Source organism: Pseudomonas brassicacearum, assembly GCF_003732175.1.
Classification (GTDB): Bacteria; Pseudomonadota; Gammaproteobacteria; order Pseudomonadales; family Pseudomonadaceae; genus Aquipseudomonas; species Aquipseudomonas brassicacearum_G.
On record NZ_MOBI01000004.1, the window covers coordinates 79,707 to 101,381 of the forward strand.

Annotated in this window: 21 protein-coding genes and 1 pseudogene; 10 read left to right on the forward strand and 12 right to left on the reverse strand. The window is 60.0% G+C overall.

The window, feature by feature from the left end; genetic code table 11:
* Positions 1-201: 201 nt before the first annotated feature.
* The 4 genes from BK658_RS03205 to BK658_RS03220 are packed head-to-tail and all read left to right on the forward strand — an operon-like array spanning position 202 to position 3,353.
* The gene (locus tag BK658_RS03205; protein ID WP_123581033.1) at positions 202-1,599 is read left to right on the forward strand and encodes a COG3014 family protein; all 1,398 of its coding nucleotides are present in this window, start codon (positions 202-204) and stop codon (positions 1,597-1,599) included.
* A 13-nt stretch (positions 1,600-1,612) separates the two neighbouring features.
* Positions 1,613-1,984, forward strand: coding sequence for a YcfL family putative periplasmic lipoprotein (locus BK658_RS03210; protein ID WP_054594595.1), 372 nt, complete (start codon positions 1,613-1,615; stop codon positions 1,982-1,984).
* Between the two features lie 34 nt (positions 1,985-2,018).
* Positions 2,019-2,606, forward strand: a complete 588-nt coding sequence (lpoB, locus tag BK658_RS03215) for a penicillin-binding protein activator LpoB (RefSeq protein WP_123581034.1) — start codon at positions 2,019-2,021, stop codon at positions 2,604-2,606.
* A 3-nt stretch (positions 2,607-2,609) separates the two neighbouring features.
* Positions 2,610-3,353: a penicillin-binding protein activator LpoB gene (locus BK658_RS03220; RefSeq protein WP_123581035.1), complete on the forward strand. Its 744-nt coding sequence runs from the start codon at positions 2,610-2,612 to the stop codon at positions 3,351-3,353.
* A gap of 63 nt (positions 3,354-3,416) precedes the next feature.
* Here the strand turns inward: BK658_RS03220 and BK658_RS03225 are convergent, their stop codons facing one another.
* Both BK658_RS03225 and BK658_RS03230 read right to left on the reverse strand, forming a co-directional pair.
* Positions 3,417-4,049 (reverse strand): LysE family transporter, encoded by a 633-nt coding sequence (locus BK658_RS03225; protein WP_123581036.1) that lies wholly within the window; start codon positions 4,047-4,049, stop codon positions 3,417-3,419.
* Between the two features lie 188 nt (positions 4,050-4,237).
* The gene (locus BK658_RS03230) at positions 4,238-6,148 is read right to left on the reverse strand and encodes an ATP-binding cassette domain-containing protein (protein WP_123581037.1); all 1,911 of its coding nucleotides are present in this window, start codon (positions 6,146-6,148) and stop codon (positions 4,238-4,240) included.
* A 50-nt stretch (positions 6,149-6,198) separates the two neighbouring features.
* Here BK658_RS03230 and BK658_RS03235 point away from each other — a divergent pair, with 50 nt between their 5' ends.
* Complete coding sequence (locus BK658_RS03235) at positions 6,199-6,663, forward strand: TIGR02444 family protein (RefSeq protein WP_123581038.1); 465 nt, start codon at positions 6,199-6,201, stop codon at positions 6,661-6,663.
* Here BK658_RS03235 and BK658_RS03240 read toward each other — a convergent pair.
* On the reverse strand, positions 6,660-7,742 hold the full coding sequence (locus BK658_RS03240) for an AlgP family protein (protein WP_123581039.1): 1,083 nt from the start codon (positions 7,740-7,742) through the stop codon (positions 6,660-6,662). The genes BK658_RS03235 and BK658_RS03240 overlap by 4 nt on opposite strands.
* A gap of 192 nt (positions 7,743-7,934) precedes the next feature.
* Here BK658_RS03240 and BK658_RS03245 point away from each other — a divergent pair, with 192 nt between their 5' ends.
* Positions 7,935-8,600 carry an FKBP-type peptidyl-prolyl cis-trans isomerase gene (locus BK658_RS03245; RefSeq protein WP_123581040.1) on the forward strand — a complete coding sequence of 222 codons (666 nt, stop codon included), beginning with the start codon at positions 7,935-7,937 and terminating at the stop codon, positions 8,598-8,600.
* Between the two features lie 69 nt (positions 8,601-8,669).
* Here BK658_RS03245 and BK658_RS03250 read toward each other — a convergent pair whose 3' ends face one another.
* The 8 genes and pseudogenes from BK658_RS03250 to BK658_RS30240 all read right to left on the reverse strand — a co-directional run.
* Entirely contained in the window at positions 8,670-9,128 is a 459-nt protein-coding gene (locus BK658_RS03250) for an Rsd/AlgQ family anti-sigma factor (RefSeq protein WP_054594603.1), read from the reverse strand.
* Between the two features lie 175 nt (positions 9,129-9,303).
* On the reverse strand, positions 9,304-9,855 hold the full coding sequence (locus BK658_RS03255; RefSeq protein WP_123581041.1) for a disulfide bond formation protein B: 552 nt from the start codon (positions 9,853-9,855) through the stop codon (positions 9,304-9,306).
* A 230-nt stretch (positions 9,856-10,085) separates the two neighbouring features.
* A complete protein-coding gene (locus tag BK658_RS03260) occupies positions 10,086-11,324 on the reverse strand; it encodes a heme biosynthesis protein HemY (RefSeq protein WP_123581042.1) in 1,239 nt (412 codons plus the stop codon).
* On the reverse strand, positions 11,321-12,445 hold the full coding sequence (locus BK658_RS03265) for a uroporphyrinogen-III C-methyltransferase (RefSeq protein WP_123581043.1): 1,125 nt from the start codon (positions 12,443-12,445) through the stop codon (positions 11,321-11,323). The genes BK658_RS03260 and BK658_RS03265 overlap by 4 nt, the downstream gene beginning before the upstream one ends.
* A 16-nt stretch (positions 12,446-12,461) precedes the next feature.
* The gene (locus BK658_RS03270; protein ID WP_123581044.1) at positions 12,462-13,226 is read right to left on the reverse strand and encodes a uroporphyrinogen-III synthase; all 765 of its coding nucleotides are present in this window, start codon (positions 13,224-13,226) and stop codon (positions 12,462-12,464) included.
* Positions 13,223-14,164: a hydroxymethylbilane synthase gene (gene hemC, locus BK658_RS03275; protein WP_123581045.1), complete on the reverse strand. Its 942-nt coding sequence runs from the start codon at positions 14,162-14,164 to the stop codon at positions 13,223-13,225. Before hemC ends, BK658_RS03270 begins: the two co-directional genes overlap by 4 nt.
* 138 nt (positions 14,165-14,302) lie before the next feature.
* On the reverse strand, positions 14,303-15,049 hold the full coding sequence (locus BK658_RS03280) for a LytR/AlgR family response regulator transcription factor (RefSeq protein WP_123581046.1): 747 nt from the start codon (positions 15,047-15,049) through the stop codon (positions 14,303-14,305).
* Positions 15,046-15,295, reverse strand: a pseudogene (locus BK658_RS30240) (sensor histidine kinase); the annotation flags it as partial. The gene BK658_RS03280 and the pseudogene BK658_RS30240, both read right to left, overlap by 4 nt.
* A gap of 252 nt (positions 15,296-15,547) precedes the next feature.
* Here BK658_RS30240 and argH point away from each other — a divergent pair.
* Positions 15,548-16,942, forward strand: a complete 1,395-nt coding sequence (argH, locus tag BK658_RS03290; protein WP_123581047.1) for an argininosuccinate lyase — start codon at positions 15,548-15,550, stop codon at positions 16,940-16,942.
* A gap of 115 nt (positions 16,943-17,057) precedes the next feature.
* On the opposite strand, the gene BK658_RS03295 is transcribed toward argH, so the two are convergent.
* The gene (locus BK658_RS03295; protein ID WP_123581048.1) at positions 17,058-17,717 is read right to left on the reverse strand and encodes a glutathione S-transferase family protein; all 660 of its coding nucleotides are present in this window, start codon (positions 17,715-17,717) and stop codon (positions 17,058-17,060) included.
* A gap of 125 nt (positions 17,718-17,842) precedes the next feature.
* Here BK658_RS03295 and BK658_RS03300 point away from each other — a divergent pair, with 125 nt between their 5' ends.
* From BK658_RS03300 to BK658_RS03310, 3 genes are all read left to right on the forward strand, one after another.
* Positions 17,843-18,127: a hypothetical protein gene (locus tag BK658_RS03300; RefSeq protein ID WP_123581049.1), complete on the forward strand. Its 285-nt coding sequence runs from the start codon at positions 17,843-17,845 to the stop codon at positions 18,125-18,127.
* A 267-nt stretch (positions 18,128-18,394) separates the two neighbouring features.
* Positions 18,395-18,640, forward strand: a complete 246-nt coding sequence (locus BK658_RS03305; protein ID WP_123581050.1) for a TIGR02647 family protein — start codon at positions 18,395-18,397, stop codon at positions 18,638-18,640.
* Positions 18,641-18,824: 184 nt separating this feature from the next.
* Positions 18,825-21,674 (forward strand): class I adenylate cyclase, encoded by a 2,850-nt coding sequence (locus tag BK658_RS03310; RefSeq protein WP_123581051.1) that lies wholly within the window; start codon positions 18,825-18,827, stop codon positions 21,672-21,674.
* The last annotated feature ends 1 nt before the right edge of the window (position 21,675 follow it).

Below are 21,675 nucleotides of genomic sequence, written 5' to 3' on the forward strand. Positions count from 1 at the left end.
GGCACCAAAATAAAAAATGAAATTAAAAAGCCATTACATGGCCAGCATCCACGCTTATAATGCCGCGCCCTCGTTATTGCGATTGGGTATTTAAGCTCCTCTTTTTATGAGGAATTGGCATGGAAAGCCATCTTCCCTGTCGATTGGTTCACCCAGCCCGACCAGCACGCTCGGCTGTTTAAACTCAGGGAAGAAGTACTCATGGCATCCCGCGCCCTCACCTCGATCGCGCTCAGCGCAGTCACTTTGCTTGCCGGTTGTTCGGCCTTTCGCAGCTACGACACAGAACTGCAGCAAACCAACCAGCAGTTGGCCAGCGGTAACGTCGACGCCGCACTGACCCTGTTGGAAAAGAACAACACAGGTGAAAACAAGGACCTGCTCTATTACTTCGAGAAAGGTGAACTGCTGCGCGCCAAGGGCGACCTGACCGGCAGCCAGGCCGCGTGGAGAAGCGCGGATCAGGTTGTTGGTACCTGGGAAGAGTCGGTCAAGCTGGACACCGACAAGTACCTGGCCCAGTTCGGCAGCTTTCTGGTCAATGACAAGGTTCGCCGCTACGAAGGGTATGACTACGAAAAAGTCATGCTGACCACGCAAATGGCCTTGAACCTTCTGGCCGTGAACGATTTCGACGGCGCCCGTACCGAAATCAAGAAAACCCACGAACGTGAAGCGGTGATCGCCGAACTGCGCGACAAGGAATACCTCAAGCGCGAGGACGAGGCCGAGAAGCAAGGCATCAAAACCCAATACAAGGACCTGCAGGGTTACCCGGTGGCAAGTCTCGACGCGCCTGAAGTGGTCGGCCTGAAGAACAGCTATCAGAGCGCGTTCAGCCATTACCTGGCCGGTTTCGTCTACGAAGCCCTGGGCGAAAAAGACCTGGCCGCGCCGGGTTATCGCAAAGCCGCCGAACTGCGCCCTAACACTCCGTTGCTCGAACAAGCGCTGCTGAACCTGGACAAGCCGGCCGGCAAAAGCGAAGAGAGCGACATCCTGATCGTCGTGCAAAGCGGCCTGGCGCCGAGCCGTGACTCGATCCGCATTCCGTTGCCACTGCCGATCAGCAACAACGTGGTGATTACCCCGCTGTCATTCCCGGTGATCAAGCCTGACACCTCGACCGTGACGTACGCGCAGATCGGCGTCGACGGCCAGCAACAGAACCTGACCCAGCTCAACAGCACCACCGCCATGTCCCGCCGCGCACTGCGTGACGATATGCCCGGGATCATCCTGCGCACCACCGTCCGCGCCGTGACTCGCGCTGTGGCGCAAAAGAAGATCAACGAGACCAACCCACTGGCCGGCCTGGCCGTAGGCATTTCCTCGGCGGTGCTGGAAGGGGCGGATACCCGGACCTGGCGCACCCTGCCCGACAACACCCAGGTGGTGCGCCTGCGCCTGGCCAAAGGCGAGCACCAACTGAGCCTGCCGAACGCTCTGGGCGGTTCGAGAATCACGGTCAAGGTCGATCAGCGCTACCAGGTGATCAGCCTGCGTACGGTGGGCAATCAGGTGTTCGCCAGTGGCGTCGCTACCCACGTGATCCCAAGCGCTACCCCGCAAGTCGTGGCCAGCGTTAAACAACCTTAAGCGGAGCTTCTCCATGCGTTTCAAACTGATTGCTGTCGCCGCCCTGGCTCTGCTGGCCGGTTGCGCCACCCCGCCGCCACCTGCGCCTGGCAGTGCCGCGAGCAAAGTCGTGGTGATGAACAAGTTCAACAACATCGCCATCGGCGCGATGCGGGTCGCCCGTGAAAACGGCTTCCTGACCGTCAAGGTCGCGCTGAACAACACCAGCCACACCAACATGACGATGTACTACCGCTTCGTCTGGCTGGGCGACGACGGCTTCCCGGTGGCCGATGAAGAAAGCTGGAAAACCCTGAACCTGTATGCCGCGCAGGCCACGTTCCTGCCAGCCATTGCGCCGGTGCCCAAGGCCACTGACTTCCGCCTTGAAGTCAAAACCCCTTAAGCCTTCCCCTATTTCGTGACAGAGAGACATTCCCATGTTTGCACGCTTTTCGTTCCTCGCTGTGGTTGCCCTTCTGGCCAGCGGCTGCGCCAACAACTCGCCGGTCCTGGGCGGGAAAAACATCGGTTACGGCGACAGCAAGGCTGTTGAGCTGGTGACCAACGAGTTCGGTTCCACTGACCTGCAGATGATCGCCGAGTCCATGACCCGCTCCCTGGCCCAGTCCGGCATCTTGCAGGGCCGCCCGGTCGTGCAGGTCTACGACGTGAAGAACAAGACCAGCGAATACATCGATACCCGCGAAATCACCACCAGCATCAAGACTCAACTGATGAAGTCCGGCACCGCCCGCTTTGCCAGCGACAACACCGCGATGCAGAGCCAGGTCGACCAGCTCAAGCTGCAAAACCAGAGCGGCCTGTACAAGAAAGGCACCGTGGCCAAGACCGGCAACATGGTCGCCGCCAAATACCGTCTTGAAGGTTCGATCAGCTCGATCGTCAAGCGCAGCAGCGATTACAAGGACGTTTTCTACAAGTTCAGCCTGCAACTGATCGACGTTGAAAGCGGCTTGGCAGAGTGGATGGACGAGAAAGAGATCCGCAAAACCACGGAGCGTTAAGCAATGCGTGCATGGATTGGCATCATGGCCCTGGCCTGTGCGTTTAGCGCGCAGGCGGCCCCGAAAATCGCGGTCACCGACCTCGCTTACCAAGAGCGGGTGGAGCAGTACATTCACATCGTCTCCGCACAGAGCAACATGCAGGCGGGCATGTACCACGCCAGCGGCTCGTCGAGCTACAACGAGATCGAGGCCAGCAGCAGCTACATCGAGCAAGGCGAGCTTCGCAAGTTCACCGGCGACATCAAGGGCGAGATTCTCAAGTCCGGGATGTTCCAGCTGGTGCAAGGCACGCCGTACACGGCCAAGTCCAAGGAAGATGTCTACGACGTGATCAAGCGGATCAAGGCCGGTAACTACAAGGGCGCCGACTATGTGTTGTTCGGAACCCTGTCGGATATCGACTTCACTCGCGACATCACCGCGCTGGCCAACACCGACAGCTACTCGGCGATTCTCGGCCTGAACCTGGTCGCGGACTTCAGTCTGATCAACACCCGGACATTTGAAATCACCTCGGCGTTCACCGCCATGGGTGACGGCCAGGACACCAAACTGGTCAACGGCGAAGACGTCAAAGTGTCGCTGAACCGTCCACGAGTGGTCCGTGATGTGTCCAAGTCGTTGGGTGAGGACGTGGCCCGTCAGTTGGCCGAACAACTCGGTCACGGCGCTCGGCAACAGCCAGGGCAAGCGCCACTGCGCAATAACCTGCCGCAGGATACGGCGCCGGTTATTCTGCGCTGAGCCACCCATGCGGAAACGAAAAAGGCGACCTCAAGAGGTCGCCTTTTTTGTGCCTTGCGGGTTTTACACCGCGGCTCTGCGAATGGTCGCCAGCAGCCCGGCCGCACCAATGAACAGTCCGGCAAACGTACGGTTCATCCGCCGCTGTTGTTTGGGTGTGCGCAGCAGTCGCAGTACCTTGGAAGCGAGGCCTGTGTAGCCGGCCATCACGATCAGGTCGACGCAGATCATGGTTACGCCAAGGATCAGGTACTGCGCCACCAGCGGCGCGTGCGGGTCGATGAACTGCGGCAGCACCGCCAGCATGAACACCAGCGCCTTGGGGTTGCTGATGTTTACCAGGAACCCGCGAAAGACCAGCGCCAGCGGTTTGCCGATCTGCCGAATGGCCGCGTCATCGCTCATGTTGCTGGGCAGTGAGCGCCATTGCTTGACCGCCAGATACACCAGGTACGCCACGCCAAACCATTTGATCGCGTAGAAGGCCGTGGCCGACGTAGCGAGGATTGCGCCCACACCGGCGGCGACAATTGCGATCTGCATCGCCAGCCCCAGTTGCAGGCCAAGGGCGTTCCAGTAGCCGCGCCAGAATCCGTACTGCAAACCACAGGACATCGACGCAATGGCGCCAGCGCCCGGGGAAAGACTGATCACCCAACAGGCGGCAAAAAACGCCAGCCATGTCTCAAGCACCATCGCACACCTCGACTCAGACTCGTTATAGACGTCTAAGCTAATGCGCTGGCTTGCGAATGACTATCGATTTTTTGCAGAAAAATGGCCCTACCGACCAGCGTTAGCGGCAGCCTGACCTACTTTCCGAAGCCGCTCGACAACTCTTCGCTGCCGCGCCAGCGTCATACCGAACGCTGGCAACGTCTCCGTCAGGACAGCGCTTCCAGCTCCGCCTGCATGCTTTCGAGCAGTTCCAGGGCTTCCATCCAGGTTTCTTCAAGCTCGGCTTCGCGAACCTTCAGCTTGGCCTGTTCGGCCAGCAGATCACGCAACTCGTCCTTACGGGCGGCTTCGTAGACGGCACTGTCGCCGAGGCTGGTTTCGATCTTCGCCAGTTTCTCGTGCAACTTGCCCAGCTCGGCTTCGAGCTTGTCGGCTTCGCGTTTGTGCGGTGCCAGTTGCTGACGCAACGCAGCAGCAGCCTGACGCTGGGCTTTCTTGTCGGTCTTGTCCGGATTGACCGGCGAGTTGTTCACCGGCGCATTGCGCTGGCGATAATCGACCAGCCAACGGGCGTAGTCTTCCAGATCGCCGTCGAACTCTTCGACCTTGCCATCAGCCACCAGGTAGAAGTTATCCGTGGTGCTTTTGAGCAGATGACGATCGTGGGAGACCACCAGCACTGCGCCACTGAATTCCTGCAGGGCCATGGTCAGCGCCAGGCGCATTTCCAGGTCCAGGTGGTTGGTCGGTTCGTCGAGCAGCAACAGGTTCGGCCGGCCCCAGGCAATCAACGCCAGTGCCAGACGGGCCTTTTCACCACCAGAGAAGTTCAGCACCGGCTCGTCGATCCGAGCACCGCGGAAGTCGAAACCGCCGAGGAAGTCGCGCAGGGTCTGCTCGCGTTCGGTCGGCGCCAGACGCTGCAAGTGCAGCAACGGGCTGGCCTTGGAGTCCAGCGAATCCAGCTGATGCTGGGCAAAGTAGCCGACCACGGTATTTTCGCCACGGGTCAACCGGCCGGACAACGGCTCGAGTTCACCGGCGAGGTTTTTGATCAGGGTCGATTTACCGGCACCGTTGGGGCCGAGCAAACCGATCCGCGCACCAGGAATCAGTTGCAGCTCGACCTTCTCCAGCACGGCTCGCTCGCCGTAACCCAGACGGGCGTCGGAGAGGTCGATCAACGGGCTGGAAATTTTCACCGACTCGCGGAAGACGAAGTCGAACGGTGAATCGACGTGGGCGGCAGACAACTCTTCCATCCGCTCCAGCGCCTTGATCCGGCTCTGGGCCTGACGGGCCTTGGTGGCCTGGGCCTTGAAGCGGGCGATGTAGCTTTCCATGTGCGCACGTTGCGCCTGTTGCTTCTCGTAGGCCTGTTGTTGCTGGGCCAGACGTTCGGCACGGGCACGCTCAAACGCCGAGTAGCCACCGCGATAGAGGGTAATCTTGCGCTGGTCGACGTGAGCCACGTGATCGACCACGGCGTCGAGGAAATCGCGGTCGTGGGAAATCAGCAGCAAGGTGCCGGGGTAGCTCTTGAGCCACTCTTCCAGCCAGATAATGGCGTCGAGGTCCAAGTGGTTGGTCGGTTCGTCGAGCAGCAACAGGTCCGACGGGCACATCAGCGCCTGCGCCAGGTTCAGACGCATCCGCCAGCCACCGGAGAAATCTCCGACCTGACGATCCATCTGTTCATTGGTGAACCCCAGGCCCGCGAGCAACTTGCGCGCCCGGGCATCGGCGGTGTACCCGTCGGCGCTGTCGAGTTCTGCGTGCAGACGCGCCTGTGCGGCGCCGTCATGGGCCGCTTCGGCGGCGGCGAGGTCGCGTTGCACCTCACGCAGGCGCAGGTCGCCATCGAGCACGTAGTCGACCGCCAGACGTTCGAGCGTCTCGATCTCCTGGCGCATGTGGGCGATGCGCCAGTCGGCCGGCAGGAAGCAGTCACCCGAGTCCGGGTGCAGTTCGCCCCGGATCAAGGCGAACAGGCTGGATTTGCCGGCGCCGTTGGCACCGATCAGGCCGGCTTTGTGACCGGCGTGCAGGGTCAGCTCGGCGTCTTCTAGCAGACGTTGCGGGCCACGTTGTAAAGTCAGGTTCTGAAGTCGAATCATAATGGCGGCGGAGTCTACCAGCTTCGCTCGCAACTGGCGCGAGTAGCACTATGTCCTCTGACCTGTGGAGCTTTTCCCTGACCCTCTACACCCGAGCGGGTGTTGAGGACGCCTGCCTGAAGCTGCAAGCAGCCGGCGCCGACGTTTGCCTGTTGTTGTGCGCCGCCTGGCTCGGACAGCGTGGCGTGAGATGCAATGCGCAACGCCTGCAACACCTCCAGCACCTGGCCGGGCCATGGCATGCAGAAGTCGTGCAACCGCTTCGACAACTGCGTACGCAATGGAAAGCCGCTGCCCTCGACGACGAGGAACTGAATACGTTAAGGACGCAAGTCAAAGCTCTGGAGCTGGAAGCGGAGCGGCAACTGTTGTTGCGCCTGGAAAATGCGGCGCAAGCATGGCCGCAGGGTCAAGCCAAAGACCTGGCCGTGTGGCTGGAAGGGTTGGCGGCGAGCGCCGCCAACTTGAACCGCGACGCGCTGAATCAGCTGCGCGTCGCGGTAACCGGCACTTAGGAAGCGCTGGTCGGGGTGTTGGTAGTGCTTGCCGCCGCTGCCGGTGCAGGCGAAGCGGCTGGCGTGCTCGCGGATGGAGCAGGTGAAGCCGCCGGTGCAGGCGTCGCAGGCTTGGCAACAGCTGGTGCGGCTGCCGGTTTTGCAGCGACTGGTTTAGCGGCAGCAGGTTTGGCCACGACTGGCTTTTTCACCGCCGGCTTGGCCGCTGGTTTGGCAGCAGACGTTGCAGGCTTGGCAGCAGCCGGTTTGGCAGCGCTGGACGTTGCAGGTTTCGCAGCGACGGCTGGTTTAGCTGCAGGCTTGGCCGGCGCTTTGGCAGCTGCGGTTTTGGCCGCTGGCTTGGCGGCAGGTTTTGCAGCAACCGGTTTAGCGGCTGGCTTGGTAGCCGGTTTCGCCGTAGCGGTTTTTGCTGCTGGTTTGGCAGCCGATTTCGCCGCAGCGGTTTTCGCTACTGCAGGTTTGGCGGCGGCAGTTTTAGCAGTAGGTTTTGCTGCTGGTTTAGCGGCAGCAGGTTTTGCAGCGGTCGGTTTGGCAGCCGGTTTAGCAGCACTGGCAGCGACTGGTTTTTTCGCTGCAGGTTTGGCGGCGACTTTCGCTGGAGCCTTGGCCGGTGCCTTGGCAGCTACCGGTTTGGCAGCTGGTTTTTTCGTGGTGCCAGCAGCGGCGGCTGGCTTGGCCGAACGCAGGGTCAGCGTTTTGCCGACAGCCTCTTTCACGCGACCAATACCCTGGGCCAGTTTCAGGCTTTCCTGGGCATCGCGCTTGAGTTGCAGAATGTAGCTGCGAGTCTCGGACTGACGCTCCTTGAGCGCGTCCAGCAGGTCTTCAAGTTCTTGAACCGCATCTTTGGCCTTGGCTTGTGCCTTGGCTTTGCCGGCCGCCGCAGCGTCCTGCAATTTGGTGCGAGATTTGTGCAGTTTTTCCTGTGCTTTTCCGCGCTGCTTTTCCAGTTTGGCGAGCAGTTTTTCAGCATCAGCCAAGGCTTGGGAACAAGCGTTTTCCAAATGCTCGAGCAAGCTGCCCGAAAGCTGATGGAGTAAGTGCAACGGAGTATTTACAGGCTTCTTATTGGCCGACATGGTTTACCTCCTGGCTGACGTGAGTGCGGCTCATACTAGACCTCTGCTGCTACCGCCGCTAGGGCATCTTGACAGTATCGATTGCCAGGCGTTGCACCGATTTGAAAATGTTCTGCACTCACTTAAAAGCAGTTCACCGGTCACGGTATTCTCACTGGCATAATCCTCTGCATTCCAGGCTGGAGAGTGCCCATGTCGCGTTACCTTTTTTTACCCTTGTGCGTGTTTTTTTCAATGGCTCAAGCCGCAGAAAAAGCCACGGAAACTGACGCCCATGATCTCGCCTACAGCCTCGGTGCCAGTCTGGGTGAACGCCTACGCCTGGAGGCTCCCGATCTGCAAATCCAGGCACTGGTAGACGGTTTGCAACAAGCCTATCAAGGCAAGCCACTGGCGCTGAAAGATCAGCAAATCGAGCAGATTCTCGCCGAGCACGAAGCGCAAATGGCCGAGCAGCCCGCCGTACCGCAAAGCGAAGTTGCCTTGGACAAGGAACAACGTTTCCTGACGGCCGAGAAGGCAAAACCCGGGGTTCGCGAACTGGCGGATGGCATCCTGCTGACCGAACTGGTCGCGGGTAACGGCGCCAAGGCCGGACCCAATGGCAAGGTGCAGGTTCGCTACATTGGCAAGCTGCCCGACGGCACGGTGTTCGATCAGAACAGCCAGGCGCAATGGTTCAGCCTCGACAGCGTGATCAGTGGCTGGCGCAGTGCGTTGCAACAGATGCCGGTGGGTGCGAAATGGCGCCTGGTGATTCCATCCGCGCAAGCCTACGGTGCCGATGGCGCAGGGGACCTGATCGCACCTTTCACGCCTCTGGTGTTTGAAATCGAACTGCTTGGCGCGACGGGCTGAGCAATCGCACAAACGAAAAACGGTGCGCAGTGCGCACCGTTTCAGGGATCGTTTATATCGAGGAGAAACTCAGGCTTGCTCTGGAGTTTCTTCCTTATGAGCCGTGTGCAGCACTTCGATCAGGCAATCTTCCAGTTCGAAGCGCTCGTGCAACAGACCGCCAAGCTCCTGGAATTTCTCGGCAACGCACTTGCCTGCATCGCAGAGATCGTTGAACGCCAGCAGCTTCTCGGTGATCACGTCGATGCGCGGGTAAATGGTTTCAGCCAATTCAAGCCCGCGTGTATCACCGAACGCCTTGGCTTCGCCCGTCAGTTGTTCGTAGATTTCGAAGTGGCCGGCAGAGACGTAATCGACCAGGACACCACAGAACTCCTGCAACGGCTTACGGTTTTCGCCCAGAGTCTCGGGCTTGGCGCCGAGAGCATCATAGGCTCGAACCAGTTCGTGACGCTCCTGCAACCAACGATCGATCAGCAGATGCACTCCACCCCAGCGTTCCTGAGCATTCTGACAACTTTCGAGCATGGTGATCTCTCTTCCCTTATGGGTAATGCCGCCCGCACTCGCCGCAAGACTTGAAAATCAAGATTTGGCCAGGCTGAGTACCATCGAGCAACAATTCCAATGATACGTGCGGGCCAGATTATGCCCGCACGCCAACAGCTTCAAGGTACGCAGGAGATAAAGTTCATACAAGTGTTTAATCACCCGCCCTGCCCCAGTGCGACGACTCGCCGCTGGGCGGTCGCTGATACGCATACCAGACCAGCCGCACGATCTGATAAGCCCCGAGAATCGTCACTCCGACAAAAAACAACAGACTCCATTCGGGAATACTCAGGTCGAACAGCGTCCAGGAAATTTCCGCGCAGTCAGCCGTTCCGCTGAAAACCCTCTCCACAGCACACAGCCAGGACATGTCGGTGAACAGGCCTTCCGGACCGGGAGAGCACCCCGACACGTGTTGAACCGAATCGCTTTGCAATACCACCTGGCGCCACGCTGTCACCATTCCCGCCAGACTGCAGAACAGACTGAGCAGCCAATAAAATAAACAGCCCAGGCGCCTGGGCCCGTGCAGCGCGGCGATCAGGCAGACCATCGTGAACAGGGCGAGAAAAAGCCGCTGCAACAGGCACAGCCCGCACGGCTTGAGCCCGATAGAGAACTCCAGATAGTACGAAGCGCCCAAGGCCAGGGCGCCCGCTATGAAAGCCATGAAAAACAAGGAACGTGTGCAGGCCAAAGACATGGCTTATCCGTAACAGAAGAGACAGGCAGTTACGGTAGAGGAAAGCCCTCTGGCCTTTCAAGGCAAGGCAGTGCGGAGACTTCGCCAAAGATGTAGGGAATTCCCGACAGAAGAGACAGGATCAAATGTAGTCCCTTGTAAGACACTGCCTATACCCGGTATGACGACGAAGAGTTTTACGGTATTCAAACGCCGGGGCGCCCGTGCGGGCGACCCGGTCGTCCAACACCTTACGCGCGGGCGGGCACCGGCAAAGGCGAGGCCAGCAGGCGCTTGTCCAGCAGCCCCAAGCCTTCCTGGAAGAGCTGATTGCTGCGCTCGGTGTCACCCAACTGAGCGAGCAGACGCGCGAGCTCGGCACAGGCCTCGGGGTTGCGCTGAACCCGCAGGCTGCTTTCCAGATAGTCCCGCGCCTTACCCCACAGGCTGCTTTGCAAACACAACCGCCCCAGGGTCAGCAGCAAGCTTGGGTCATCGGGGTGGTCCTTCAACCAACCCTCGGCCGCGTGCAGTTGCCGCCCCGGGTCGCTGCCACGCAGCAAGCCATATAGCCGCGCCAGATGGCTGTCATATTTACGTTTTAGCGCCCCGCGCAAAACTTCTTCTGCCTCGACCTCAGCCCCCAGTTGTCGCAACTGTTCGGCATAGGCAAGCACCAGTTGCGGTTCTTGGCGCTGAGCGGATGTCAGCTGTTGCCAGGCGCGATTGAGTGCCTGCAATCCAACCGCACCGTCTTCCTCCCGGCGAGCTGCCAGGGTGAGGTTTTCACCCCAGGCACGACGCTCCAGCTCTGCCAGCTCGCTGGCCGGCAGGACCTTGTCCTTGCGCAATTCCGGTAACAGGCGAATGACCGCCGACCAGTCGCCACGCTGCTGATGCAAACGTTGCAACTGACGCAAGACCTGAACGCTGTGAGGATGACGCTCGTGCATGGCCTGAAGAGTGGTCAGCGCACCGTCGGTATCGCCACGATCGGTCTGCAACTGCGCGTGACTCAAGGCAATTGCCAACTCGGCCTGAGGCTGACGCTCCAGCGCACGCTCCAGCAAGCTGTCGCTTTCGTCATAGCGGCCCTGCTCGTTCGCCGCTCGCGCAGCTCCCAGGTAGTAGAGCAGCGGCTGGCGTTCGGCTTCAGCGGCGCGAGACAAGTGACGCTGAGCGCTGGCCCAGCGACCTTCGGCCAGGTCCAGCTGACCATGCTCGATCGCCACTTGCACACGACGACTGCGGTTGCGGTTCGACCAAGGATTGACTACACCGCTGGAAGTGGCCACCAACTCGATCAGCATCTTGATGCCCCATAGCACCAGCCAGATCACCGCCACCAGTGCCAACGTCGCCCATAGGCTCGATTCGTAGCGGAAGGTCTTGTAGGCGATCAGCACGTAACCCGAGTGCTGGGCGATGGCCAGTCCCAACGCCCCGGCGGCGGCGATGAGCAAAAACACAATCACATAGAGTCGCTTCATGGGGTGCTCCCCGACGTAGAGCTCGCGGCAGGTTTCACCGAGTCCTCGGCACTGACGTTACGCCGCTCCAGGTACGCCTGCACCGTGCTCAGGGTGGTTGCCAGGTCAGGCGTGATGACCGTTACCGGTTGTTTGCTCAACTCGGCAACCTGTTCGAGCATCACTTTGCTTTGCGGGTTGTCCTGATTGAAGCTGCCCTTGAGCACATCCCGCGCCTCGGTCAGCGCCTGGGTATACACCGGCGCCTGGCCGTTGAGCGCAGCCCATTGTGCTTGCTCAAGCGCCAGGCTGAGCGCCAGACGGACCTGGGTCAGGCTTTGCCCGGCGAGCAATGGACGAATATTTTTATCGGCATTGAAATCGATGCGAATGTAGCGCGAAATCTGGTCCCACCATTGCGCCCAGCGACTGGCGCCATCGCCTTCGGAAGTCAGGGCCGACAGCGAATTGCGTTCATGAAACTCCGGGGCGAGCTCACTGAGTTCGGCCACCTGATCACGCAGGGCACCCAGTTGCAGGAACAACCCGGTGCGATCCGGTTGCTCGGTACTGCGCAGCGCAGCAAGACTTTTCGCAATCTGTTCGCGGGCGGCGAAAGAGCCCGGATCATTTTGCTCGCGAAGGATTTCATCGGCACCTTGCACCAGTGCCTGAGCGCTGCTGATGTCCTGCAAGGCAGACAGACGCAAACTGGCCAGACGCAGCAGGTGCTCGGCCTCGGCCAAGCGCCAATCCTTGCGGCTGGCGCCCAGAACCGTTTCCAGACGCTGATTCAAGCGCTGCTGATCGCCCTGCAACTGGATCACCAGGCGTCGTCGGTCTTCCAGCTCATCGGCTGGCGGTAATTGCTCAAGCCGGGCTGTCAGGCGCTGCTCATTGAGCTTGAGGCTTTGTGCCTGATCGTTCAGGGCCTGCAATTGCCCCAATTGTTGCTGGTTGTTGGCTTGCAGGCTACGCACCTGCCAGATCCCCCAACCGCCAGCGGCAACCCCCGCGGCACCCAGCAACATTGCCAGGATCACCAGCCCTGAGCCACGACGCGGCTCAGGGCTCTTTACAGTTTCAACCGACGCATCGAGCGCTGGCTGGACGTCATCTTTGGGCAAGGCTGTTTCGCTCACGTATCCATCCTTTGCATTAGAGAACGGGCCGGGTTTCCCGCAACGCCGTTAGCAAAGCCGCGGCACTGGCGCCACGACAATCCACAACTGTTTGGGCGCCGGCGGCCAGCGCCATCTCGGCTACCCGAGGGCTTGGAACAAACAAAGGCAACCGCGCCAACTCAGGCCAGGCACTACCCGCCAATTGGCGCAGGTGCTCAAATCCCTGCCCACTGCTGACCACTACGCCGTTCAAGCGTTCCACTTGAATCCGCTCAGGCAATGCCCCCTCGGCATACCGCGGCAAGCCGCGACGGTATAACTCCAGATAATCGACACTAGCACCTTGCTCGCGTAAACGCTCTGCGAGCAGTTCACGTCCACCCTCGCCGCGCATGATCAACACACGAGCATCGGGCCGGGCGATAGCCTCGCGCAACGGAGTCAGTTCAAGCAACGCTTCGCTGTCATCGCCTTCCACCGGGAAGCTGACGTCCAGCCCATGATCCTGGAGAATCTGCGCGGTCGCCGCCCCTACGCTGAACCATTTCAAGCGCAGTGAGTGCGGCCAGTACCGATCGACCAGATCCACACCGATTCGGGCGGCCGGCTTGCTGACCACGATCACCGCGCAATAGCGATCCATACCCTGAATCACCTCGCGCATTGTCTCAGAGACAGGAATCGGCGCTATTTCCAAAAGCGGCAAGCTGCTGCTGAAAATCCCCTCTTCGGCCAGAATACCGGCCAGCATCGCCGAATCATCCGCGGGACGCGTCAACAGCAGGCGCCAACCCGTCACTCGTGACCTGCCTCGCCATAGACCGACTTCAGAATGTCGTTGGCGCCTTGGTCAAGAAGGTCTTCGGCAACTTGCACACCCAAGGCTGCGGCATCGCTGCGTGGCGCACGAGCCTCGGCACGGAGCAGCAGCCCCCCCTTCGGATCGCCCACCAGGCCGCGCAGCCAGATCTGCTCGCCTTCGAGCACCGCATAGCAAGCGATCGGCACCTGGCAGCCGCCGTTCAAATGCTTGTTCAGCGCACGCTCGGCAGTGACCCGCGTGGCGGTGTCCTGATGATGCAGGGGGGCAAGCAGGGCATGAATGTCTTTGTCGGCGCTGCGGCATTCGATACCGACGGCACCCTGACCACCTGCTGGAAGACTGTCATCGACACTGATCGAAGAGCTGATGCGATCTTCAAAGCCCAGGCGAATCAAACCGGCTGCCGCGAGGATGATCGCGTCGTACTCACCGGCGTCGAGCTTGGCCAGCCGAGTGTTGACGTTGCCCCGCAGAAAACGGATTTGCAGGTCAGGTCGACGGGTCAGCAGTTGTGCCTGGCGACGCAGGCTGGAGGTGCCGACCACGCTGCCCTGAGGCAACTCGTCGAGGCTTGCATAGGTGTTGGAAACAAAGGCGTCACGCGGGTCTTCGCGTTCGCAGATGCAAAACAGGCCCAGGCCTTCGGGGAAGTCCATCGGCACGTCTTTCATCGAGTGCACGGCAATGTCGGCTTCGTTTTCGAGCAGCGCGGTTTCCAGCTCTTTGACGAACAGGCCCTTGCCACCGATTTTCGACAGCGGCGAATCGAGCAGCTTGTCGCCGCGACTGACCATAGGCACCAGCGTCACGACCAGACCCGGATGGGCTTGTTCCAGACGAGCTTTGACGTATTCGGCCTGCCACAAGGCCAAGGCACTTTTGCGGGTAGCGATGCGGATTTCGCGAGGGGACATGGATCAATCCGTACTGAATAGATACAGCGGATAATAACAGCTCAGCCAAATCCGCTTTGACTTGTATCAGAAACAGCGCAGCCTCCTTGGCCTCACCTGTCCGGTAAAGGAGAGTGAAATCCGTGCGCGAACGGCGGACTAAAGCTGTTGCATCATCTTGCGCACACCCGCGACATGACGTCGGCTGACAATCAGCGCATCACCGTTGAGGCCTTTGAGGAACAGCTGGAAATGCCCGAGGGGCGTGCGCTGCAAGCGTTCGATACGCTCGCGGGCTACCAGTGCATTGCGGTGAATACGTACGAACCGGTCGCCAAATTCGTCTTCGAGGGCTTTCAATGGCTCGTCCAGCAGAACCTCGCCACCTTCGTGGCGCAAGGTCACATATTTGTGGTCGGCGATGAAATAGACCACTTGAGCCAACGGGATCAGTTCGATGCCTTTGCGGGTTCGCGCACTGATATGGCTGCGTGGGCCACTGCCGGTTTCTGCCGCCGGCCGAGTCAGCGCCGCGAGCTGGACGCGGTTGGGGCGCTCGGCTTTTTTCAGGGCGTCGAGCAGCTGCTCCGAACGCACCGGTTTCGCCAGGTAGCCCACCGCGCTGGCTTGCAGGGCGTCCAGGGCAAATTCATCCTGGGCCGTACAAAACACCACCGCCGGTGGCGTCTCGCGTTCACACAACCTTGCGGCGACTTGCAAGCCGTCGAGGCCAGGCATGCGGATGTCGAGCAGCACGATATCGGGCTTCAGGCTGTCGATCAGGGTCAATGCCTCATCGCCATTGGTGGCGCTGGGCTCCAGGACACTGTAACCCTCGAGTTCGCCGACCATACGGCTCAGGCGCTCGCGGGCTTGGGGTTCGTCATCAACGATCAGGACATTCATATTGCGCTGGATTCCTGCGTGAGTCTCGCACAAGGATAGCGTAGACAGGTGAAGTGACATCCGTCACCGCGATCCACGCTAAGACTAGCGCGAGCGCCAAAAAGTGCCGTACGTCGGGTTGCAATATTTATCGGTGCCTGCGCAGTTCCATTCGAAGCCAGCCGCGACGTGGCGTCACCGTAGGGATTGCTGCTACACAATATGAACACCCCTCTTCTCTATATAGTCGGCTTCGACACTGACGTCGCACGCTTCGATGAGACTCAGCACATGATCGACAATTGCGCTGACCCTCACGTCCAACTGTAGACGCTTGCCGCGACGACAGTGCTCATTTGACAAATATCGTTGCGTAAACGCGGCAGCGACTCGATTGAGTATGGCCGGTCAAATAAGAAAAAAACGTAGCGACCAGTGTCACCGACAGGATTGGCAACCCTGTTATTATCCACCGCAGGTTTTAACGCCATTTTCCTTCAGCCGATCACGAGCGAATTCATGAGCACTGACAAGACCAATCAGTCCTGGGGCGGCCGCTTCAGTGAACCCGTCGACGCCTTCGTCGCCCGCTTCACCGCCTCCGTCACTTTCGACCAGCGCCTCTATCGTCACGACATCATGGGCTCCGTCGCCCACGCCACCATGCTCGCCAAGGTCGGCGTGCTGACCGATGCCGAACGCGACAGCATCATCGACGGCCTGAAGACCATCCAGAGTGAAATCGAGGCCGGCACCTTCGACTGGCGCATCGACCTTGAAGACGTGCACATGAACATCGAGGCGCGCCTGACCGACCGCATCGGCGTCACCGGCAAGAAGCTGCACACCGGCCGCAGCCGCAACGACCAGGTGGCGACCGATATCCGTCTGTGGCTGCGTGACGAGATCGACCTGATCCTGGGTGAAGTCACCCGCCTGCAAAAAGGTCTGCTGGAACAGGCAGAGCGCGAATCCGGCACCATCATGCCCGGCTTCACCCACCTGCAAACTGCACAGCCCGTGACCTTCGGTCATCACATGCTGGCCTGGTTCGAAATGCTCAGCCGCGACTACGAGCGCCTGGTCGATTGCCGCAAGCGCACCAACCGCACGCCGCTCGGCAGCGCCGCACTGGCCGGCACCACCTACCCGATCGACCGCGAGCTGACAGCCCAACTGCTGGGCTTCGACGCTGTAGGCGGCAACTCGCTGGACAACGTCTCGGATCGCGACTTCGCCATCGAATTCTGCTCCGCTGCGAGCATCGCGATGATGCACCTGTCGCGCTTCTCCGAAGAGCTGGTGCTGTGGACCAGCGCACAATTCCAGTTCATCGATCTGCCTGATCGCTTCTGCACCGGCAGCTCGATCATGCCGCAAAAGAAAAACCCCGACGTCCCGGAACTGGTGCGCGGTAAAAGCGGCCGGGTGTTCGGCGCGCTGATGGGCCTGCTGACGTTGATGAAAGGCCAGCCATTGGCCTACAACAAGGACAACCAGGAAGATAAAGAGCCGCTGTTCGACGCCGCCGACACCTTGCGCGACTCGCTGCGGGCCTTCGCCGACATGATCCCGGCGATCAAGCCAAAGCACGCCATCATGCGTGAAGCGGCACTGCGCGGTTTCTCCACGGCTACCGACCTGGCAGATTATCTGGTGCGCCGCGGCCTGCCGTTCCGTGACTGTCACGAAATCGTCGGTCACGCGGTGAAGTACGGCGTGGAAACCGGCAAGGATCTGGCAGAGATGAGCCTGGAAGAACTGCGCAAGTTCAGCGACCAGATCGAACAGGACGTGTTTGCCGTTCTGACCCTGGAAGGCTCGGTGAATGCCCGTAACCACATCGGCGGTACAGCGCCGGCGCAGGTGAAGGCAGCCGTGGTTCGCGGTCAGGCGCTGTTGGCCAGCCGCTAAGTAACCAAAAGCATCGCGAGCAGGCTCGCTCCCACAGGTTCAGCGTGATCCTTGTGGGAGCGAGCTTGGTCCGGGCGGCGATCCGACGATGACTGACTTCAGATCACTACAAGACTTACTTCCTGGAAGCGATCATCGCCAAAAACTGCGGCATCGCCGCTTCCTTGTCTGCCGCGATGCGTTTGGCATGCGGTGTCTGCTCCAATTGCTCAAGCAACGCCTTGGCGGCTGGCAACTCGGCCAGCAAATCCAGATCGAAGAGCTTTTTGCCGACCGCACAGGCCACGCTGAGACTGTACAGGAAGTACAGGTCCGCCACGCTCAGGGTTGCACCCGCGACGTACGGCGCGAACTTGCCATGACGCCCCAGTGACGCAATCCCTTGCAGCAGCTCGGCCTTGGCTTTTTCCTTGATCGCTTCCGGCACCGGCATGCCGAAAAAGGCCTCGCCGAAACAGGCACGAGCCGGCAGCTCGATGTACAGCTCGATTTCCTTGGCCAGCGCCAGAACCTGGGCCCGCTCGAACGGTGTTTTGGGCAGCAGCGCTGGCCCCGCTTGCGTGTCTTCAAGGTATTGAAGAATCACGCTGGTCTCGTTGACGAACCCTTGTTCGACACCCAACACCGGAACCTTGCCGCGCGGGCTGATGGCCAGTTCCTCAGGGCTTTGACCAGCGTAAAACGCTACTTCCTCAAAGGGCAGGCCCTTCTCCAGCAACGCATGTTTGACCATGTTGTAGTAGTTGCTGACGCAAAATCCATAAAGCTTGAGCATCACATAGCCTCCAGGCCGTGCAGGGGGTTGGCAGCGACTGTTATAGAACGTCTGGAGCACTCTCGCCAGCAGCATCACACGGCTGAATGCAGGTAAACTGACGACCTTTCCTTTTGGAGCCTGCCATGAGCGAGCCTAGCGATATCGACAACGACGAAGAAGAATTCGCCGAAACCACTCTGATCGAAGCCATCGAAAACCAGATCGAAAGCGACAACCCGCCAGCAGCCAAGGCGACGTTCAACAAACTGACCCTGGTCGGTTACGAACGTGAAGAAATCCTGCAACTGATGGCTCACGTTCTGGCCATTGAAATTGATGCACTCCTCGAAGAAGACCGCGCGTTCAATACCGAGTGGTATGAAGCCGCGCTGCGCGCATTGCCAGAGTTGCCACCAGAAAAGAAGTAAGCGAATACCCTCTGGGAGCGAGCTTCTGTGGCGAGGGGGCTTGCCCCCGCTGGGTCGCGAAGCGACCCCAAAACCCTCCAGCGTGGTGCACCAGCCAATTTTACGATTGCTACGCAGCCGAACGGGGCGATGCGGCGTTCCGACAAGCCCCCTCGCCACATTAGTCATCGCAAGTTCGGAAAAGCTCTAAGCCAACACTGGACACGCCGCCCGAGTGCGTTCACCTTAGGGGCGCTGTCGTCTATTCCTAGAAAGTCTGGAGTCCCTATGTCGCTTACCCCTGAGCTGGTTGCCGAACTGGAAATCCTTGCACTCTTCAACCTGGACAGTTCCCAGGAAGGTTTGAAAATCCATCAGACCGCTGCCCCGAAAGCCATTGCCGCCGCACAACGCCTGTTCGACAAAGAGTTGATCACCCAGCCCGATGGCGGTTATCTGACCAGCCTGGGCCGTGACGCCGCGCAGAATATTCAGACTGTTCTGACCATTTTGTCTGTCGAAGAAACCGCCTGACCGTTGCCGAATCGCCCACGGAAACCCCTGCTATGGGATTTCCGCGGGCCGACTGTCGCCCCTCGATAGAAATTTGACGCCAGAAACCAAAATTCAGCTTAAAAGTCCTGAGCATCAGGCTGTAAACTGCCCGTCGCCCTGAGACCTTCCCACGTTCGAGCATTGCGAGCCGGTTTGAGCTGACATGACCCGCACCCACGAAATCCGCCCCGATCTGGACGAAGGAATCGATCGCAAGGTTCTCAGCCAGTTGCGTGCGCGCTTTCTAAAGCTCAATGACGGCCGACTGGCCCGAGCCATGGAAGGGTTGTCACCCCGCCAGCAAGGGGTTTTGACCCTGCTGCCGCTGTTCTTCCACGTCAATCACCCGCTGTTGCCAGGTTACGTCTCGGGCAGCACGCCGGCCGGGCTGTCGAATTTCGAACCTGACGCCACGGCGCTTGCCGAAGCGCAACGCCTGACCCGCTCGTTTTCCTACAGGCCCCGCCACGGCAATCCGCCGCGGCCGATTCAGGGTTTGTTCCTGATGGGCAGCCTTGGCACTCTCGCCCAGGCCGATCAAAGCGACATGGACATGTGGGTTTGCCATGCCCCCGACCTGAGTGAAAGCGAACTCGCCGAGCTGCGGAAAAAATGCCAGTTACTGGAAGTCTGGGCAGCCAGCCAGGGCGCAGAGGCGCATTTCTTTCTGATCGACCCGCAACGTTTCGTCCGTGGCGAACGCGACACTCAATTGAGCTCCGATAACTGCGGCACCACCCAGCATTACTTGCTGCTCGATGAGTTCTATCGCACCGCCATCTGGCTCGCCGGGCGCACACCGATCTGGTGGCTGGTACCGGTATACGAAGAGGCCAGCTACGACCAGTACACCCATACATTGCTGTCCAAACGCTTTATCCGCGCCGACGAAACCCTCGATCTCGGCAACCTGGCGCAGATTCCGCCCGGCGAATTCATCGGGGCCGGGCTCTGGCAGTTGTTCAAAGGTATCGAGTCACCCTACAAATCGGTGCTCAAACTGCTGCTGACCGAGGTCTACGCCAGTGAACACCCGAACGTCAAATGCCTGAGCCTGCGCTTCAAGCAAGCCGTGTTCGCCAACCGCCTCGATCTGGATGAGCTTGACCCGTACATCGTGGTCTACCGGCGCATTGAGGAATACCTCACGGCCCGAGGCGAGCCAGAACGGTTGGAGCTGGTTCGGCGCGCCTTGTACCTCAAGGTCAATCGCAAGCTGACCAGCAACAGTGGCCAGCGCAGCAAAAGCTGGCAGCGCCTGCTGCTGGAGCGGCTGGCTGAAGAATGGGGCTGGGATCAGCGGCAATTGGCAATGCTCGACAGCCGCAGCCAATGGAAGGTCCGTCAGGTCAGCGCCGAACGCCGGGCCCTGGTAAATGAACTCAACTACAGCTACCGCTTCCTGACCCAGTTCGCCCGCACCGAGCAGAGCGTCAGCCTGATCAACAAGCGCGACCTCAATGTACTCGGTCGCAGGCTGTATGCCGCCTTCGAGCGCAAGGCCGACAAGGTCGAGTTCATCAACCCAGGCATCGCCCCGGATCTTGCCGAAGACACACTGACCCTCGTCCAGTCAGCGAACAAGAAAGAACCCGGGCAGACCCACTGGGGTTTGTATAACGGCAATCTGGCTGCGCAGGAGTGGGAACATTTCGCGCCGATCAAGCGCAGCCGCGAACTGCTGGAACTGCTGACCTGGTGCCACCGCAACGGCATTATCGACAGCAGCACGCGCCTGGCCTTGCACCCTGGCAGCAGCGACCTGAGCGAGTTCGAGCTGTTCAATCTGCTGGGCAGCCTGCAACAGGCTATCGCGCTGCCCCTGGCCAGCGTCAGCGAAGAACAACTGCTGCATGCCAGCGTGCCGAGCGAGGTGCTGATTCTGGTGAATGTGGGCATCGACCCGCTCAAGCACCACCGCGACCTGAACATCCTGATGACCACCGAGCGCACAGACTCGCTGAGCTACGCCGGGGTACGCGAAAATCTGGTGCTGACCCTTGACCAGGTCACGCTCAACAGCTGGAACGAAGTACTGGTCAGCCGCTACGACGGCGCCCACGCCCTGCTCGATTGCCTGCGCGATTACCTGAACAACCTGCCGGGCGGGCCCCAACAGCCCCGATTGCGCGTGCGCTGCTTCTGCCATAACCGTGCGCAGTTCATCGCCCAACGGGTCGAAGAAGTCCTCGATACCGCGCAGAACCTGCTGCTCAGCAAACTCAATCATCGCTACCTGATCCAGGTCCAGCAGCATTACCACGTACTGGAACTGGTGCCCGGCCAGGTCAATCATGTCGCGCTGGCCAGCCTGCCGGCACTGCTCGATTACCTGAACCAGGACCTGACCCGTTACAGCCCGCTGCAACTGGACCCGATGGCGCTCGTGGATCACGACCTGGCGCTGATCCTGCCGATGGGCCAGCCCGACTGCATTCAAGTGTTTTACCGCATCAACGACGCCCACGCCGAGTTGTACGTGCTGGATGAATTCAATGCCCTGTGGCAACAGCGCCAGCCGTATCACGACGAGCAAAGCCTGCTGGTGCCACTGCAACGTTTCCTGCAATCGATCCTGTATCGCCGTGACGCGCTGTTGCCGATGGACACTGCCCAACCGATGACAGTGCTGGAAACCCTGTACTACCAACTGCTGCCATCGGGCACCAACCGGGCACGCCGGGTCGAGCCGCGTCCGGCGCCGCGGACACCGGTGAACAAGCCGTTCTACGACGTCCAGGCAATCGTCGGCAAAGCCGTACCGGGGCAAGGACAGGTCACCTTATATTGCAATCAGCGAGAGTTTTCCGAGCTGGAGCATGGCGACCAGCTATTTGCCGTGGTCGCGCAGGAGATCGTCGGGCAGCGTCGCGAGGCGCAACACTATCGCTGCTACATTACCGACCTGGACCTGTCCGGCCTGCTCGGTGATGGTCAGGGTTCGAGCAATCTTTACCTGCGCTACAAGGCAGACCTGGAGCGCGCATTGAACAAGGCACTCGAACAGGTCTGAG

Excerpts from the sequence above, each read along its gene's own strand:
- BK658_RS03230 (WP_123581037.1), bottom strand. The coding sequence starts at position 6,148 with ATGATTCGACTTCAGAACCTGACTTTACAACGTGGCCCGCAACGTCTG.
- BK658_RS03305 (WP_123581050.1), top strand. The coding sequence starts at position 18,395 with ATGTCGCTTACCCCTGAGCTGGTTGCCGAACTGGAAATCCTTGCACTC.
- BK658_RS03235 (WP_123581038.1), top strand. The coding sequence starts at position 6,199 with ATGTCCTCTGACCTGTGGAGCTTTTCCCTGACCCTCTACACCCGAGCG.
- BK658_RS03280 (WP_123581046.1), bottom strand. The coding sequence starts at position 15,049 with ATGAATGTCCTGATCGTTGATGACGAACCCCAAGCCCGCGAGCGCCTG.
- BK658_RS03260 (WP_123581042.1), bottom strand. The coding sequence starts at position 11,324 with ATGAAGCGACTCTATGTGATTGTGTTTTTGCTCATCGCCGCCGCCGGG.
- BK658_RS03250 (WP_054594603.1), bottom strand. The coding sequence starts at position 9,128 with ATGCTCGAAAGTTGTCAGAATGCTCAGGAACGCTGGGGTGGAGTGCAT.
- BK658_RS03300 (WP_123581049.1), top strand. The coding sequence starts at position 17,843 with ATGAGCGAGCCTAGCGATATCGACAACGACGAAGAAGAATTCGCCGAA.
- BK658_RS03210 (WP_054594595.1), top strand. The coding sequence starts at position 1,613 with ATGCGTTTCAAACTGATTGCTGTCGCCGCCCTGGCTCTGCTGGCCGGT.
- hemC (WP_123581045.1), bottom strand. The coding sequence starts at position 14,164 with ATGTCCCCTCGCGAAATCCGCATCGCTACCCGCAAAAGTGCCTTGGCC.
- BK658_RS03240 (WP_123581039.1), bottom strand. The coding sequence starts at position 7,742 with ATGTCGGCCAATAAGAAGCCTGTAAATACTCCGTTGCACTTACTCCAT.
- BK658_RS03225 (WP_123581036.1), bottom strand. The coding sequence starts at position 4,049 with ATGGTGCTTGAGACATGGCTGGCGTTTTTTGCCGCCTGTTGGGTGATC.
- argH (WP_123581047.1), top strand. The coding sequence starts at position 15,548 with ATGAGCACTGACAAGACCAATCAGTCCTGGGGCGGCCGCTTCAGTGAA.
- BK658_RS03255 (WP_123581041.1), bottom strand. The coding sequence starts at position 9,855 with ATGTCTTTGGCCTGCACACGTTCCTTGTTTTTCATGGCTTTCATAGCG.
- lpoB (WP_123581034.1), top strand. The coding sequence starts at position 2,019 with ATGTTTGCACGCTTTTCGTTCCTCGCTGTGGTTGCCCTTCTGGCCAGC.
- BK658_RS03205 (WP_123581033.1), top strand. The coding sequence starts at position 202 with ATGGCATCCCGCGCCCTCACCTCGATCGCGCTCAGCGCAGTCACTTTG.
- BK658_RS03220 (WP_123581035.1), top strand. The coding sequence starts at position 2,610 with ATGCGTGCATGGATTGGCATCATGGCCCTGGCCTGTGCGTTTAGCGCG.
- BK658_RS03295 (WP_123581048.1), bottom strand. The coding sequence starts at position 17,717 with ATGCTCAAGCTTTATGGATTTTGCGTCAGCAACTACTACAACATGGTC.
- BK658_RS03310 (WP_123581051.1), top strand. The coding sequence starts at position 18,825 with ATGACCCGCACCCACGAAATCCGCCCCGATCTGGACGAAGGAATCGAT.
- BK658_RS03245 (WP_123581040.1), top strand. The coding sequence starts at position 7,935 with ATGTCGCGTTACCTTTTTTTACCCTTGTGCGTGTTTTTTTCAATGGCT.